The following is a 15619-nucleotide window of genomic DNA, read 5'->3' as shown; positions in this document are numbered from 1 at the left end:
TCCTTACATATAGTATACACAATTACGGCGTAATTACAGCTCAAAATTGTATAGTGGTGTACTCAGGTAACGTTCACCATTACTTGGAATAATGACAACAATTCGTTTACCCTTGCCCAATTGCTTAGCCAGCTTCAAAGCCGCGTGAACAGCCGCACCGGAGGAAATACCCGACAAGATACCTTCTTCCTTGGCTACTTTACGCGCTACCTCGAAAGCTTCATCGTTTTCTACATGAATAATTTCATCGTAGATGTCACGGTTCAAAATCTCAGGAATAAAGTTGGCGCCCAGTCCCTGAATTTTGTGAGGCCCTGGCTTGCCGCCAGCTAATAGTGGAGAAGAAGCCGGCTCTACAGCGACAATTTTAATTTCCGGGAATTCTTTCTTAAGCACTTCTCCGGCACCAGAGATAGTTCCTCCCGTACCTATGCCTGCTACAAAAGCATCCAGCGTTCCGCCGATGGAGCGAATCGCTTCCACAATCTCAGGACCCGTTGTTTCACGGTGAATTTTGACGTTAGCTTTATTTTTGAATTGCTCTGCAGCAAAATAATCCGGATTTTCACTCAGCAGCTCTTCCATTTTCTTAACGGAACCGTTCATACCTTCCGATCCAGGTGTCAACACCAGATCAGCTCCGTAAGCACGCAGCAGGTTACGGCGTTCTATACTCATCGTTTCCGGCATAACGATTACCGCCTTGTAGCCCTTCGCAGCAGCAACCATAGCCAAGCCGATTCCTGTATTACCGCTAGTCGCTTCAATAATTGTACCGCCTGGTTTAAGCAGCCCTTCACGTTCAGCTTCCTCTACCATGCTAATCGCGATACGGTCTTTTACACTGGAGCCGGGGTTCTGATATTCCAGCTTCAAATAAATTTCAGCACTATCCTCCGGTACGAGCCGATTCAGGCGAACAAGGGGAGTGCCCCCAATAAGTTCGGTGATACTATTAACGACTTTAGCCATAATAAGTTCCTCCCTGACTGTGATGTTATATTAAAAATTGCGAAATCACATTGTAAACCATTCCTAGTAGATCATTCTTGCTTTTAGGGTGCTTATTTAATTTCCGATAAAAATAGTTGGTTTTATACGCTAATCATAACAATCTTCAATTCCAATGTCAATACAAGCGCTAAAAACACAATGCTGCCGCCCCTCGTCTTCAGCACCGTGCTTCTTCAATCCCAAGGCTTTTTGCCATGCTCATAGAGAAGCGGAGGGCATATTCCTCTCGGATAAAATACGCGCACCATATTTATCACGCAGGCTTTTCTCGACCTCTTCCAAAGGAGCCGCTTGGGCAAGCGCAAGCGATCGACGGATTTGCTGTCGAATCTGTTGTTTGTCTGGAGAAGCTTTCAGGCGGATATCCTGTACATAGATAACGGCATAACCATCGTTAACTGAGATGGGACCAGCAACATCCCCAGAGCTCAGTTCCCTCGCCGCCTTCATAATCGCCTCCGGTTGAAAAGGATCATGCTCATCCACCCATCCCAGCTGTCCACTGGTATTGTTCCCAAAGGACTGACCTGAAAATTCTTGAACCAGCGCATCAAACCTTTCTCCCTGTTTGACCCGTTCAAGCAACGCCTCTGCTCCCTCGACCGTAGGTACATAAAGGGCTGCCAGTTTGATCTGCTTACCGGCAGCAAATTCCTCGGGATGCTGCTTCCAATACTCGTCAATTTCCGCTTCCTTAATTTGAATACCCTGCGTGGCTATTTTCTCCAAGCCAATCCGGTATTCCGCTTCATTCCGCAAATCAACCGGACCTAGACCAAGCTGCTGCTGCATTTCCTCAAAATAGGCTTGAGCTGAAGCATACCCTCTACTGTCCTCCTCCAGCACCTGCTGTAGATCATCTTGGGTGACTTTAATACCGAGACGCTTGGTTTCAGCTTGCACGGCTTTACGATTCAACATTTGCAACAGCGTATTGGCTCCGTATCGCTTCTTTAGCTCTGCAACCCATTGTTCCTCCGATATGCCTTCCTGACCAATCTCCGCCACAGTATGATCGCCGTCATCCTTGCTTATATCACCCGGCTTTACCAGCCCCCGAAGCATGATCAGACCACCCAAGGCGGTGACGCTAACGGTCAGGATAATGACGGCTGCCCATAATCCTTTCTCCCGTGTAGTCATCGCTCGCACCGCCTATCCAGTTAGGCTTTGGCCTGATTCAACAGATTTTGCAAATCATCCTTATTAAACTGATAAGCCTCATTACAGAAGTGGCACACAACTTCGGCCTGTCCCTCTTCCTCAATTAATTGTGTCAACTCGCTTTCTCCCAAGCTGATCAATGTCTTTTCCACACGCTCCCGTGAGCATTCACATTGAAAATGAATATCCGTCTCGTCGAGGACCCGAACGTCCGGCAGCATCCAGCGCAGCATTTCATCAAGCTCCAGGCCTTGATCCAGCAGAGCTGTAACTGGTGGAAGTGAGCCAACCGCATTTTCAATGGCTGTGATCTCGTCATCATTCAGGCCGGGTAGCAACTGAATAATGAATCCGCCTGCCACAATAACGGAGTTATCGGTATCCACCAATACGCCTAAACCCACTGCGGACGGTGTCTGCTCCGACTTGGCAAAATAATAGGTAAAATCCTCACCCAGTTCACCCGAAATAATCGGAGTACTACCGCGATAAGGTTCTTTTAACCCCAGATCCTTAATAATATGAATAAAGCCTTCTGTACCTACAGCACCTGCTACATCCAGCTTGCCCATGCTGTTGCTTGGCAAATGTACATGCGGTTCGGCAACATAGCCGCGTACCTCACCTGCAGCATTGGCATCCACGACGATTTGCCCAATCGGCCCGTCACCTTTAACTTGGATGGTCAGTCGCTCGTTGCCTTTTAGCATAGAACCCATAATGGCACCCGCTGTGAGTGTACGCCCCAAAGCAGCGGTAGCGGTAGGATACGTATCATGTCTTCTCCGCAATTCCTCTACCAACTGTGTTGTGCGAACAGCAAAAGCTCTAACCCTTCCATCCATGGCTGTTCCGCGAATAAGCCGATCCTGTTTCTTTTCCATATTGATATCCTCCCTATGCTCCAAGGCAGCTACGCTGCTTATTTTTGTTCGTGTTTGCGCTAATTAAAGCATGATTTCCTGCTATATAAACAACCTGCATTGACAGATCACGCGAATCGTTCAAAAACGTAACATATTTCAGTATAGACGAAAAACGCCGCTAATCCAAACCGATAAAATCATCGGCTGGCCTCAGCGGCAGCTTATATCCACTTTTTTATTCAGCGTTACGTTGGTAAATAATGCGCAAGCCTTCGAGCGTCAACATCGGAAGCACCTTCTGAATGCTCTGTGTCTCGGATGCGATGAGCTCAGCAAGACCTCCGGTAGCAATAACCGTAGGCTCTGCCTGCATTTCTTCCTTAATGCGTCTCACAATGCCATCCACTTGCCCCGCGTAGCCGAAAATAATCCCGGCCTGCATGGCATGAACGGTATTACGACCAATAACTTTTTTGGGTTTCTCCAGCTCGATACGGGGCAGCTTGGAAGCTCGTTGATACAATGCCTCCGTCGAAATTCCGATACCAGGCACAATCACTCCGCCCAAGTAGTTTCCCTTATCATCAATACAATCAAACGTCGTTGCTGTTCCAAAATCCACCACAACCAATGGCCCGCCGAACCGCTCGACAGCAGCAACTGCGTTCACAATCCGGTCTGCCCCTACTTCACGCGGATTTTCATAACGCAGGTTAAGACCGGTTTTGATGCCCGGTCCGACGATTAACGGCGTTCTGCCTATGTATTTATCGCACATGTCCTCCAATACACGAACCAACGGCGGAACAACAGAGGAAATAATAACCCCTTGAATATCATCCTTTAATACGCCACCCATACTAAAAAGATTATGTATAAGTACGCCGTATTCATCTGCGGTTGCCTGTCTGGAAGTACTGATCCGATAATGATGCAGCAGCTCGGTCCCATCGTACATCCCCAGAACAATATTGGTATTACCTACATCCACTACAAGAATCAAAGGGTGTCACCTAACTTTCTTTGCGTTAAGGTCAAGGCTGATATCCAGGTTATGGAAGGAGTATGTCAGCCTGCCTACAGAAATCACATCTACGCCGCTCTCAGCCATCGCACGTACTGTATCCAGCGATACATTGCCTGAGGCTTCCGTTTTGACATGTGGAGCCCGTTCACGAATGAAACGAACTGCTTCCTTCATATCCTGAACAGACATGTTATCCAGCATAATAATATCCGCACCGGCATCCAGAGCTTCCTGAACCTGCCTCATGTTCTCCGTCTCTACTTCAATGGTCATGGTGTGCGGTATATGAGCACGCGCTCGGCTCACTGCCTGTGCAATCCCGCCCGCGCCCTTAATATGATTATCCTTAATCATAACAGCATCGTAAAGACCAAAGCGATGATTGGAGCCGCCGCCCACACGAACAGCGTATTTCTCCAGCAGTCGATGTCCCGGTGTTGTTTTACGCGTATCCACCAGACGGGTGGGCAGGCCGTGCAATTGATCTACAAAAGATTGAGTCCGCGTTGCAATACCGGACATCCGTTGAAGCAAATTGAGTGCCAGTCGCTCTCCGGTCAAAATCGAATGGGTACTTCCGTTCACTTCAGCCAGAATGCTCCCCTTTTCGATCGCCTGTCCATCGGTTACCAGCGGAGTGAATGACAAGGAAGGGTCGACTATCTGAAATACAAGCGCAGCCACAGGTAAACCTGCAACAATGCCAGGCTCCTTGGCATGAATCACAGCCTTCGACTGGTGACCCTGCTCAATCGTCCAGCACGTGGTTACATCGCCAGAACCGGTATCCTCCCGCAGCCAGCTGCGAATCTGTGCCAACAGCTCTTCCTGATATCCGCTAAACTCTCCATAATGCTCGCTGTTAGATGTCATGAACACACTCCTCCGTTATGCCTTGCTCACGCCGCTGCTGAACATGCTTATGCCACACGCTATCATTTGTCTTAGGAAAATCCTCGCGATAATGCGCTCCCCGGCTCTCCTCCCGTAGCAATGCACCGTCTGCAACCAATAAAGCACAGGTGAGCAAATTGGCAAATTCGATCTCTTCCCGGCTGGTGATCACAGCCTTAAATATAGGCATTTGGCTGTGCAGCTCATCTAACGCTGCTTGCAGCCCTTCCCCATGCCGACGAACTCCAGCATAACGAGCCATTGTTTCTTGCAGCTTGTGCCGCTCCTTCACGACAGATGAAGCCAGGAGCTCTGCACGGTTATCGCTGTAAGCTAATAACGTATGACCAGCCAGCGGCGGCAATGAATGCAGCCGCTCAATAATCCTGCTGGCGAATACGATAGCTTCAGATAGCGAATTACTCGCCAGACGATTAGCTCCGTGAACACCTGTGGAAGAAACCTCCCCGCAGGCGAACAAACGAGCAATAGAGCTTTCCCCATACAAGTTGGTCTGAACGCCACCCATCATATAATGCGCGGCAGGTGCAATTGGAATCCAGTCTGTGGTCATATCCAGGCCAAAGGACCGACATGTCCGATAAATCGTAGGAAAACGCTGCTTAACCCGCTCAGGCGGCTCATCTGTAATATCCAGGTATACAAATGTAGCCTGGGTACGTTCCATTTCATGAACGATAGCACGGGCTACAATATCTCTAGGTGCAAGCTCCTGCCGGGAATCATACTGCTCCATGAACCGTTCTCCATGAATATTGCGCAGCACGGCCCCTTCCCCCCGTACGGCTTCGGAAATCAGAAACCTCGGAGCACCCGGACGGCACAGCGCCGTCGGATGAAACTGTACGAACTCCATATCCCGCACAGCCGCTCCCGCACGATACGCCATAGCGATACCATCACCGGTTGCGATATCCGGATTGGTGGTATAGCGGAATAATTGCCCGCTTCCGCCCGAGCATAAAATCGTTGCGTTGGCAGTTACATATAACCTTTCGCCATCCGGCCTTTGGACGAGAGCCCCAATGCATTCGCCATGATCAGTCAACAGGTCGATGACCATACACTCTTCCCACACTTTGATAGCGGGATGAGCAGCAACTTGCTCTGACAGCGCACGAACAACTTCATAGCCGGTAGCATCTCCGTTCGCATGCAGGATGCGCCGATGACTATGTGCACCTTCCTGTGTCAGTGCAAGCTCGCCGTTCTCCCGGTCAAAGGCCGTCCCCAAACGTATTAGCTCCTGTATACCGTTTGGACCTTCATGAACAAGTGCTCTGACTGCCTCCGGTTCACACAAGCCTGCACCAGCAATCAAGGTATCCTGCATATGAGAAGCAGGTGTATCCTCGTCCGATGTGACAGCGGCGATGCCGCCTTGCGCATAACGTGTGTTGCTCTCCATCAAAGCCTTCTTGGTGATCAGCAACACGTTCCGATCCTCCGCGGCCTTAATCGCCGTATATAAGCCTGCAATGCCCGAGCCGATAATTAACACGTCGGCTTCCAATTTAGTCAATTCCGCTACATCAAAATCAACTAGATATCTTGGAATCATGCCTTCACCTGATTTCACAGAGAATAGCGCACACCATAGATTGTACAGTATGCGCTCACGGTATAAGTTCTAAAGGAAAGAAATTCAATTGCAGCGGCTGTTGGCTTGTATATGCCAAGAACACGACAGCCGTTTATTTAACAATAAATGTACACAACGTTCCTCTGTCTGTCAAATCACGTCAGCAATCATCTGCCATATTTTAAAAAGCTCCGGAAAACCAAAAGTTACTGGTTCCCCGGAGCTTATATATACGCTTATTCAACTATCCAACCTGAAGATCAGGTTGTTGTCGGTGGAGTACCACCGGAGTTGCCCGAATTGTTATCATCCTCTGGCTTCTGCAGATTAGGGATATCATTCGGTTGATCCGTCGTATTCTTAGGCTCGTCATCCTTGCCTTGAATACGTACACGAACGTCTCCAATGTTATCGATCACAGGTTCACCTTTTTCCGGTGTTCCTTCACCCTCATTCGTGCTGCCGTCCAAAGAACCTGTCTCGATCAAACGCTTAATTTGTTCAAGCTCCAGGGTTTCTTCTTGCAACAGGGTTTGAGCGATCAGATGAACCTCTTTGGAATGCTTGGTCAGGAGCTCTCTTGCACGCTCATAAGATTCAGTGATAAAGCGATTCATCTCCTGATCAATCTGATAAGCGATCTGATCACTGTAGTTCTGCTCATGACCGATATCCCGTCCAAGGAAAACCTGACCTTGTGAAGTACCGAACTGCATTGGACCGAGCTTCTCACTCATACCGTATTCCACAATCATGCTGCGTGCGATGCTTGTTGCTTGCTGGAAGTCACTGTAGGCTCCCGTACCGATTTCGCCGATAAACAGTTCCTCGGATACACGTCCACCCAGCAAGCCAGTAATTTTGTCCAGCAATTCCTGCTTGGTCGTCAGCATGCGATCTTCCTTCGGAAGCATGATGACATACCCGCCTGCACGTCCACGTGGAATGATCGTTACCTTGTGAACCATGTCGGCGTTTTCCAGGAAGTAGCCGATAATCGTATGGCCTGCTTCATGGTAAGCAACAATTCGTTTCTCGCGGTCACTGATTACGCGGCTGCGTTTTTCTGTACCTACGATTACACGGTCGATAGCTTCATCTACTTCGCGCATCGAAATATCTCTGCGGTTACGACGGGCTGCCAGCAAAGCAGCTTCGTTCAGCAGATTTTCCAGATCAGCACCTGTAAAACCTGTTGTGCGTTTCGCGATTACATCCAATTTAACATCCTTCGTCAACGGCTTGTTGCGTGCGTGTACATGCAATACAGCTTCGCGGCCTTTAACGTCTGGACGGTCAACCGTAATTTGACGGTCAAAACGTCCCGGACGAAGCAATGCAGGGTCGAGAATATCCGGACGGTTGGTAGCCGCTACGATAATGATACCTTCGTTCGCGCCGAATCCATCCATCTCTACGAGCAATTGGTTGAGCGTTTGCTCACGTTCATCGTGTCCGCCACCCAATCCGGCACCACGTTGACGTCCAACAGCATCAATCTCATCGATGAAAATGATACATGGTGCGTTCTTCTTCGCATTTTCAAACAAATCGCGAACACGGGAAGCACCGACACCGACGAACATTTCTACAAAATCAGAACCCGAAATGCTGAAAAAAGGTACTCCTGCTTCGCCTGCAACGGCTCTGGCCAAGAGTGTTTTACCCGTTCCCGGAGGGCCCACTAACAGGACACCCTTTGGAATACGAGCGCCCACAGCAGCGAACTTGCGCGGGTCCTTCAAAAATTCTACGACTTCGACAAGCTCCTGCTTCTCTTCGTCAGCCCCGGCCACGTCCTCGAAGGTAACCTTCTTCTTCTCTTCGTTATAAAGACGGGCTTTGCTCTTACCGAAGTTCATAACTTTGCCGCCGCCGCCCTGCGCCTGATTAAACAGGAAGAAGAACAGCAGGAACATGATCACCAAAGGAATAATAGAAGTCAAAAACGTCAACCAGATGCTTTCGCCTTCCATCTTCTTCTGTACGTATTCAAACCTGTTCGTTTCGCTGGCATTAACCAGTTCACTCAGTGCTTGATCCGTTGGCGGAACATATACGGAAAAATTAATCGATTTAGCATCAGCCGGCTGCTTCTTATATGCACCGGTTACAAGATAGGCGTAACCGTCAAATTGGACCGTTACTTTAGAGATGTTATTCGCTTTAACCTCTTGCCGTAATTGGTCATATCTAGGGAGATCGGAGGCTTCGTTACTGTTGCTAACAAACTGAACGATACCCACCACAACTAAAAAAAGAATCAAATAAAAACCAGAATTCCGGATGAACCGATTCATCCCCTACCTCCTCTCGAGACACTTAAGTTATTTTACCATAGCCTGTAAGTCCTTCTCAACAAAGGGCCTTATTTAGTCCTAGGACTGGAGGCTGAGATTAGCTGGTATAGATTTCCGGCTTCAAAATCCCTATGTATGGGAGGTTCCGGTAGTGCTCGGCATAATCCAGACCATAGCCGACAACAAATGCATCCGGAAGCGTAAATCCGGTATAATCCGCTTCAAGATTAACGCTCCGGCGTGCAGGCTTGTCGAACAAGGTTACGACACATACCGACTTGGCATTACGGTTCTTAAGCAGTTCAATCAAATGTGTCAGCGTCAGACCGCTGTCGATAATATCTTCGACAATCAGAACGTCGCGTCCTTCAACCGATGCGTCCAAATCTTTAATGATTTTAACGACTCCTGAGGATTTCGTGGACACTCCGTAACTTGATACAGCCATGAAATCAAGCTCCAACGGCACTGTAATGGATTTAACCAAATCAGCCATAAAGATAAACGCACCCTTCAGCACGCAAATCACCAATGGATTCTTTCCTTCATATTTTACGCTGAGCTGTGCGCCCAATTCCTTAATTTTACTCTGAATTTCTTCTTCGCTGATCAATACTTCCTGAATATCATTCTGCAACGGTGTAAACCTCCTAAGTTTATACTATGAAAGCCGTTCCTGTGCGACTATCGGTGTCCCGGACTCTTCCGTCTTTGCCATGACATGTATACAACCGAAGACGTGTGCTTTTGCACTGCGGCATGTACAGAACGCCGCACGCCCGGAATCCAGAGAATAGCTCCGGATTGGTCACAGACGATGGGAATAACGGAACGTAGTGAAGGAGGAATTTTTCCATCAATGAAAATATCTTTAACCTTTTTTCTTCCGTTTAATCCCATGACATGCATGGCATCTCCAGGTAATCGTGAGCGTACGGTCAACGGCAAACTCAATTCATCTGCGTCAAACCATGCTTCCTCCTCATTCGCCGGATAGGGTCCATCCGAATAGGAGATTCTTCGCCACCGAAGTACACCACCCGCCTCAGGCAATTCAAGCTCGCCAGACATAGGCAATACGTCTAGTCCATAACACCATTCGCCAATAGGTCCTTGCGTTCGGTCAAACAACCCCGCTTGGTCATATTCGCGGACTCCAACCGCACCGCCTCCCAAGTCCAAACTCCACGTGGACGGTTGTTCCTGAAGAAGTCTCAGTCGAACGGTCTCAATTTTACGAAAATCAAAATTATCACTGTCCGAAGGCAGATAATTTAATATTAGTTTAATCAACCTCCGTTGTAAAGCAACGGGTAGCTTGCGATAGGAAGCAATGGAAAACATGTATCTCCCGTTATCCAAGCGTACCAATTCCTCGTATACCGACAGCGTAGATGCCTCCATAAAATCATTCTCTTCAGCCATCGTTTCGGCCAGTCGGTTGAGGGATGGTGTCAGTTGCTCATTATATTGCCCCAAAAAAGGAAGCACATCCATGCGGATAGCGTTGCGACGGTATTTGGAGGTCAGATTAGTGCTGTCCGTCACATAGGAAAGTCCATAAAAGTTGCAAAACTCAATCAGGTCAGCCTTGTACATACGCAGCAACGGGCGAATGAGTTGCACATTTTTTTCCCTGCGTGCCAATCGCATACCGGCCAGGCCCGCGGGACCGCTGCCGCGAAGCAGGTGCAAAAGGACTGTTTCGGCCTGATCGTCGCCATGGTGGGCCATTGCAATATGCTGCGCTCCCCACTTTGCAGCCGTATTATGCAAAAAGGAATAGCGCAGCTCACGGGCCGCTTCCTGCGGGCCTTTTCCGCTTTCCTTCATATAGACGGGTACATCAACCCGAATCATTTCAAACGGAATTTCCAGCTTTCGGGCTATGCTGTGTACCTCTTCAGCCTCCGCATCCGATTCCTCTGGCCTGAAGCCATGATGAACGTGAGCACAGATGAGCTGCAAAGGCATATGTATAACGGATATTTCATGTAAAATGTGCAAAAGGGCCACCGAATCCGGCCCACCGGATACAGCAACCACAATGCGGTCTCCGGGGCTCCACAGTGAATGATCTCGCGCGAGGGCGAGCACTTCCTGTACAACACCGGTCGGTTTGGTTGTTCCCATTGACGACCCTCTCTTCTCCCGACCGTAAAAATGATGATCATCTGTTATCTTATGTAAGTCATGCCGCTACCGCAACGCTATCCAGAGCGCCCCAGCCAGCAGCAAAAGTGAGACCGTGAAAGCATATCCCAGCCAGCGTGGATTCCCTCGTTTGGCCGACGATTGCCTGACATGTGTTGAAGCCAGATGCGACCAGGATCGGGCCGCTGCACGAGTATCGGAATATTCTCCGCGCACTGCACCGAGCAGCCATTCGGCATAGGGACGCAATACGCGGCTGCGGCGAATGATAACCGTCAATTCTGCCGTATTGCGTAGCTGTGGCAACCTGCTCGCAGCAGCCTTTAACAGTTCGCCCTCCAATATATGAATCGTTAGAAGAGCAAAGGCAAACAGGTCATACTGGGGATCGGCGTTTCGGTTGCCAGCATTCCAGAATCCTCTGTCATACCATTCTGTAAATTGTTTTACACTCCTGCCTGCAAGAGATACTCCGCCATAATCAATTAATTCGGCTTCTCCATAGGCATTGACCAAAATATTTTGCGGCTTCAGGTCGCCAAACACCCATCCCGCCTGATGCAGTTCCGCCAGACGATTGAGGATACCGGTTCCAGCTACACCGTACCATTCCGCCCCTTTGGCTGCAACAAAACGATGAAGCGGATCGCCCTTGACGTATCGCATGACATAAAAGGGAATCTCTCCACTGCGTAACACCACATCGTCTACTTCAAACAAAAAGGAAGGATTCCCATTTTTTTGGAATATCGCCTTGGTCCCCTGAGACTGCAATGTAGTCAGCACATTAATCTCTGATTGCAGATCCAGCGTGTTTCTTCCCATTTTCAGAGCAAATTGCCGATCGGCCTGCGCTTCTTTTACCAAATATACAGTTCCGTTCGCTCCCCGGCCCAGCAGGCGCTGAATGACATAGCTGCTCCGCTTCCACTTGCCCTTGATGACCGTTCCGGGTGCAAGAACGGGATCAGACGACGTAGTCACCGAGCATCCCTTCTCCTTTATCATAGGATTCTTCCATATCTTTCTGTTCCTCTAGTGTAACATATCGGTAATAATCAATCACTTGTAAAATGGCTGGACCTGTCGGCGTCGCTCCTTTCATCCGCAGACGTCCGAATAGCGATTTGATCTGGCTGAGCTCAGAGGTCCAGCCGATATCCATAACCACGTCTTCACCCATGCGGCCGCCCGGAAAATGAAATACAGATATGCGGCTGAGTCCACTCCTGGACTGCAAACTGAGCAGCAAATCGCGAATGCTGTCCTCTACAGCAGGAAGTTTGGGCTTCATGCTCGCACTGGCATCAATGAGTAAAGCAATTTCCAGGGTGCTGGTCTCTGTCAGTTCGTCCATCACCTCCACCACCTGAGCCCGTTTGGCCGGAGGCAGCTCACCGATATGCCGGGCGCCCCCCTCACCCAAAATATGCGTTAACTCTCTATTAACCGCCTGCTGAATCGTTTGAACCACCGTTTTACGCGTCATCATCTGCATGGTCTGGGCCAGCTGCTTCGTGCCTACGATTTGGCTGAATCCTCCTCCAGCTTTAGCAATTTCCCGAATCTCCGTACTGCCAAGCTCGCCTATGGTTCCATAATCTATGACTCCGGCGACATTCACTGTAATGCCTTCCTGTAGAGCCTGAGCTGCCGCTATGACCGGACTTACACCTACATTGGAACATCCATCTGTAATGATCAAAATTTGCTTCATCGCTTTTTGACCTCCGCTTCCTCTTAATCTATCCCGATAGATTCTATCTTTGCCTATTCCGGAACGATTCAAACGAAGAATGCGGATTTTTAAAAGCGAGAAGGGAATTTCCCGGGCAATGTCGGTTTAACTCACCGTCCGTGGACGCTCCGCCCAGCTTATACCCGGTACATGAAGGGTCGCCCACTCTGGACGGTAATGATCTATTTTACTAACAACAACCGTCATATCATCATAGATTTGATTTTGCTGGTAACGGATAACCCGTTCCAACAAGCAATCGGCCAGCTGCTGCGGATCATCACTCTCAATTTCCTGAATCATGCGCTTCATCCATATTTCCTTATTGACCGCATAACCAGGCGAATCGTATATACCGTCTGTAATCATGATGAGAATATCACCCGGCTCTAGCTGAAGCGACACCAAATCCACCTCAATATCCTGTATAATGCCAATTGGCAAATTACTGGCAGATACAGGAATGACCTCCTCCCCCCTTTTAATAAAGCTCGGCGTAGACCCAATCTTCATGAAGGTCGTTCGGGCCGTATACTGGTCAATCAGCGCCATATCGACGGTGGCGTACATTTCCTCGGGTGATCGCAGCATCAGGACAGAGTTAACCGACTTGATCGCCAATTTTTCATCCATCCCCGATTGTAGTAATTCCTCCAAAATATTTAGAGCCGCGCTGCTCTCCTGCTGCGCACGCTCCCCATTCCCCATCCCATCGCTCAAGGAGACTGCAAAGGTCCCGTTTCCCAGCTCCATGGTGCTATAGCTGTCTCCTGAGAAAAAATCTCCTCCCTTGGCGGCACTGGCTACTCCTGTAGCCACCTCATACGTCTTGGCAGAGCCAAACATGACGGTGGCCAAGCCCTGGCGGCGATCTGCCGCCGTTTCGCGCATCACGGCAATATGCTCGTCCAATATGTCCGACAGCAGTGGAGCAATGATTTTCCGACATTCATCGAATCCCCTTGTATAGGCATGGACAATCTCGATTTCTACCTGACCCGCGTCCAGATTAATAATCTCAATCGATTGGATGGACAAGCCGAGCCGCTCAAGCGCCTCCCGTATTTGCTCTTCCTGCCGATGCATGGTCTGTCCTTCGCGCTGAATTTCCCGCGCCAAATCCTCCATAATTTGTGATACGCCTGATAGCTGGTCAGCAACAAGCTGACGACTGTCGTATACTTGGCGCTTCCACTGCATATTATGCTGATAGAGACTATATTGCTGCTTCATCACCTGCAGTACAGCGCCCGTTTTGGCGCATGCCTTGCTCCATTGCGGCGGCATCTGCTCCGGCTCCAAATCGGGGTTATCCTCGATGGCGCTCATCATTTCCGTCATATACTGATGAGTTTGCATAAACTTGCTGTCCCAGCACTGCTCGCACTTAAAGCAGGAGGCGCACGTGCCTTCCGCTACGGCGTTCATAAAATGCTCAATTTCTCCGTCCGGCTTTGCGCCCTCACTCGCAGATATCTGATGAAAGCTACGGGATAATTGACTGAACACGCGGGAAAATTTCGTCACCCGCTCTGCGGTGAGGTCACGAACCCTTTTGGCGTATTCATGCTGGGAATTGGCGTGATCCTGTGTACCGGGAACATAGGTAGAAATCGCTTTAAAGAAACTTTTTGGGGTTATTAAAAATAATAAAATGGCCGCACAGCTCTCCCAGGTCGATGTCAGCACATCTCCGGTCCCATCCAGATAGATCGTTAAAATGGAAGAGCCCAGCAGCATCCCGAGTGCAACAGCACCCTTTCGTCCTTCACGCAGCATCCCTGCCAGCAAGCCTGCAAAAGCAAGCAAGCTCATCTGCACAATCGCAGACATATTGGCCAAGCTTAGAATTAAGCCGGTAATCACACCAACCGAAGCACCTAGTGAAGCGCCTCCAACCAAAGCAAACACCAAGACCAAATATCGTGACAGGACATGATCGACAGACAGTGAATGAATGGTCCATCCTACCGCTCCTGTCATAACAGAGGCCAGTAAAATAATGAGACACAAAATTTCCTCATTTTTGAGCTGGCTTGTCTTTTTTCGGTACGTAAACAATGGAATCGCTTGCGTGAACACCAGTGTAAGCATAAAGCTGAGAACCGCATCCGTTCCCACAATGACAAGATCATACCATGTGAACGACGGAGCCATCACAGCGTTAAATAAATTGACCATGAACACAGACAGGAAAACCATCAGCGGGGCATAGGATAATTCCAGACGATCAAAGGCTCGCAGCCCGCGAAACAAGAGATAAAATACAATCAGCTCACCTCCAATCATGAACAACGATGGATAGGGAGCCAACAAACTGCCCAGCAATACCGATACAGCTATAGGCAGCATCAGATCACGGCGAAGGAATGTAATGACCGCAAAATAAGCGAGGGCAAAAGGAGAAAGCTCGTCCAAAATCATGGCGCGCCCCAGCAAAAGTCCCATAGCCGACAATAGCAGCATCCATCTTTGCGCCATGACCCATTGCACCGCTTTATGTGAATCCAGCCGCTTCTTGAGTCTGGAAGTCCAACCTTCCGTACGTTCTTTGGATCTGGACTTTCTAGATTTCAAACCCGGAAATTGTACCACGTTCCATTTCTCCATCATGCGTCAGGCACCCCATTCATCAATTTGATGTTCCCATCTTAAACCGGAACGATTGAGAAAGTTTGTCAGAACCTCACGCCTTATTCCAAGAAATTTCCGACAAAAAAACGTTCTGCGCGAAAGGGCAGAGCATCGGCCTGAAAATCAGGCTACACGCGTATGGAAGCGGATGGAAGTTGCACCAATCCTTCACTTGCACAGCCTCTCCCTGTCGTCCATTACTACGTCCAAACTAGCGATTTGCAC

At 49.1% G+C, this 15619-nt stretch carries 12 protein-coding genes; all 12 read right to left on the bottom strand.

Annotated elements, in window-relative coordinates:
- Positions 1–33 precede the first annotated feature (33 nt).
- The 12 genes from cysK to spoIIE all read right to left on the bottom strand — a co-directional run bounded on the left by cysK (position 34) and on the right by spoIIE (position 15373).
- A complete protein-coding gene (gene cysK / locus BAZ21_RS24855) occupies positions 34–972 on the bottom strand; it encodes a cysteine synthase A (RefSeq protein WP_068505558.1) in 939 nt (312 codons plus the stop codon).
- A gap of 240 nt (positions 973–1212) precedes the next feature.
- Entirely contained in the window at positions 1213–2157 is a 945-nt protein-coding gene (locus BAZ21_RS24850; RefSeq protein ID WP_068505557.1) for a peptidylprolyl isomerase, read from the bottom strand.
- A 20-nt stretch (positions 2158–2177) separates the two neighbouring features.
- Complete coding sequence (gene hslO / locus BAZ21_RS24845) at positions 2178–3062, bottom strand: Hsp33 family molecular chaperone HslO (protein WP_010349559.1); 885 nt, start codon at positions 3060–3062, stop codon at positions 2178–2180.
- A 217-nt stretch (positions 3063–3279) separates the two neighbouring features.
- Positions 3280–4047, bottom strand: coding sequence for a type III pantothenate kinase (locus BAZ21_RS24840; RefSeq protein WP_068505556.1), 768 nt, complete (start codon positions 4045–4047; stop codon positions 3280–3282).
- Positions 4048–4053: 6 nt separating this feature from the next.
- Complete coding sequence (gene nadC, locus BAZ21_RS24835) at positions 4054–4944, bottom strand: carboxylating nicotinate-nucleotide diphosphorylase (RefSeq protein ID WP_068505555.1); 891 nt, start codon at positions 4942–4944, stop codon at positions 4054–4056.
- Positions 4934–6547 carry an L-aspartate oxidase gene (nadB, locus tag BAZ21_RS24830; protein WP_068505554.1) on the bottom strand — a complete coding sequence of 538 codons (1614 nt, stop codon included), beginning with the start codon at positions 6545–6547 and terminating at the stop codon, positions 4934–4936. Before nadB ends, nadC begins: the two co-directional genes overlap by 11 nt.
- Before the next feature lie 281 nt (positions 6548–6828).
- Positions 6829–8868: an ATP-dependent zinc metalloprotease FtsH gene (gene ftsH / locus BAZ21_RS24825; RefSeq protein WP_068505553.1), complete on the bottom strand. Its 2040-nt coding sequence runs from the start codon at positions 8866–8868 to the stop codon at positions 6829–6831.
- Between the two features lie 97 nt (positions 8869–8965).
- Entirely contained in the window at positions 8966–9505 is a 540-nt protein-coding gene (gene hpt / locus BAZ21_RS24820; RefSeq protein WP_068505552.1) for a hypoxanthine phosphoribosyltransferase, read from the bottom strand.
- Positions 9506–9552: 47 nt separating this feature from the next.
- Positions 9553–11001 (bottom strand): tRNA lysidine(34) synthetase TilS, encoded by a 1449-nt coding sequence (gene tilS / locus BAZ21_RS24815; protein ID WP_068505551.1) that lies wholly within the window; start codon positions 10999–11001, stop codon positions 9553–9555.
- A gap of 66 nt (positions 11002–11067) precedes the next feature.
- Positions 11068–12006 carry a protein kinase domain-containing protein gene (locus BAZ21_RS24810; RefSeq protein ID WP_068505550.1) on the bottom strand — a complete coding sequence of 313 codons (939 nt, stop codon included), beginning with the start codon at positions 12004–12006 and terminating at the stop codon, positions 11068–11070.
- On the bottom strand, positions 11990–12739 hold the full coding sequence (locus BAZ21_RS24805; protein ID WP_068505549.1) for a vWA domain-containing protein: 750 nt from the start codon (positions 12737–12739) through the stop codon (positions 11990–11992). The genes BAZ21_RS24810 and BAZ21_RS24805 overlap by 17 nt, the downstream gene beginning before the upstream one ends.
- A 126-nt stretch (positions 12740–12865) precedes the next feature.
- A complete protein-coding gene (gene spoIIE / locus BAZ21_RS24800; RefSeq protein WP_084011913.1) occupies positions 12866–15373 on the bottom strand; it encodes a stage II sporulation protein E in 2508 nt (835 codons plus the stop codon).
- Positions 15374–15619 lie beyond the last annotated feature (246 nt).

Source organism: Paenibacillus kribbensis (assembly GCF_001705305.1).
Taxonomy (GTDB): Bacteria; Bacillota; Bacilli; order Paenibacillales; family Paenibacillaceae; genus Paenibacillus; species Paenibacillus kribbensis_B.
The sequence above is the reverse complement of the archived record's forward strand: the minus strand, read 5'-3'. Positions and strand labels throughout refer to the sequence as shown.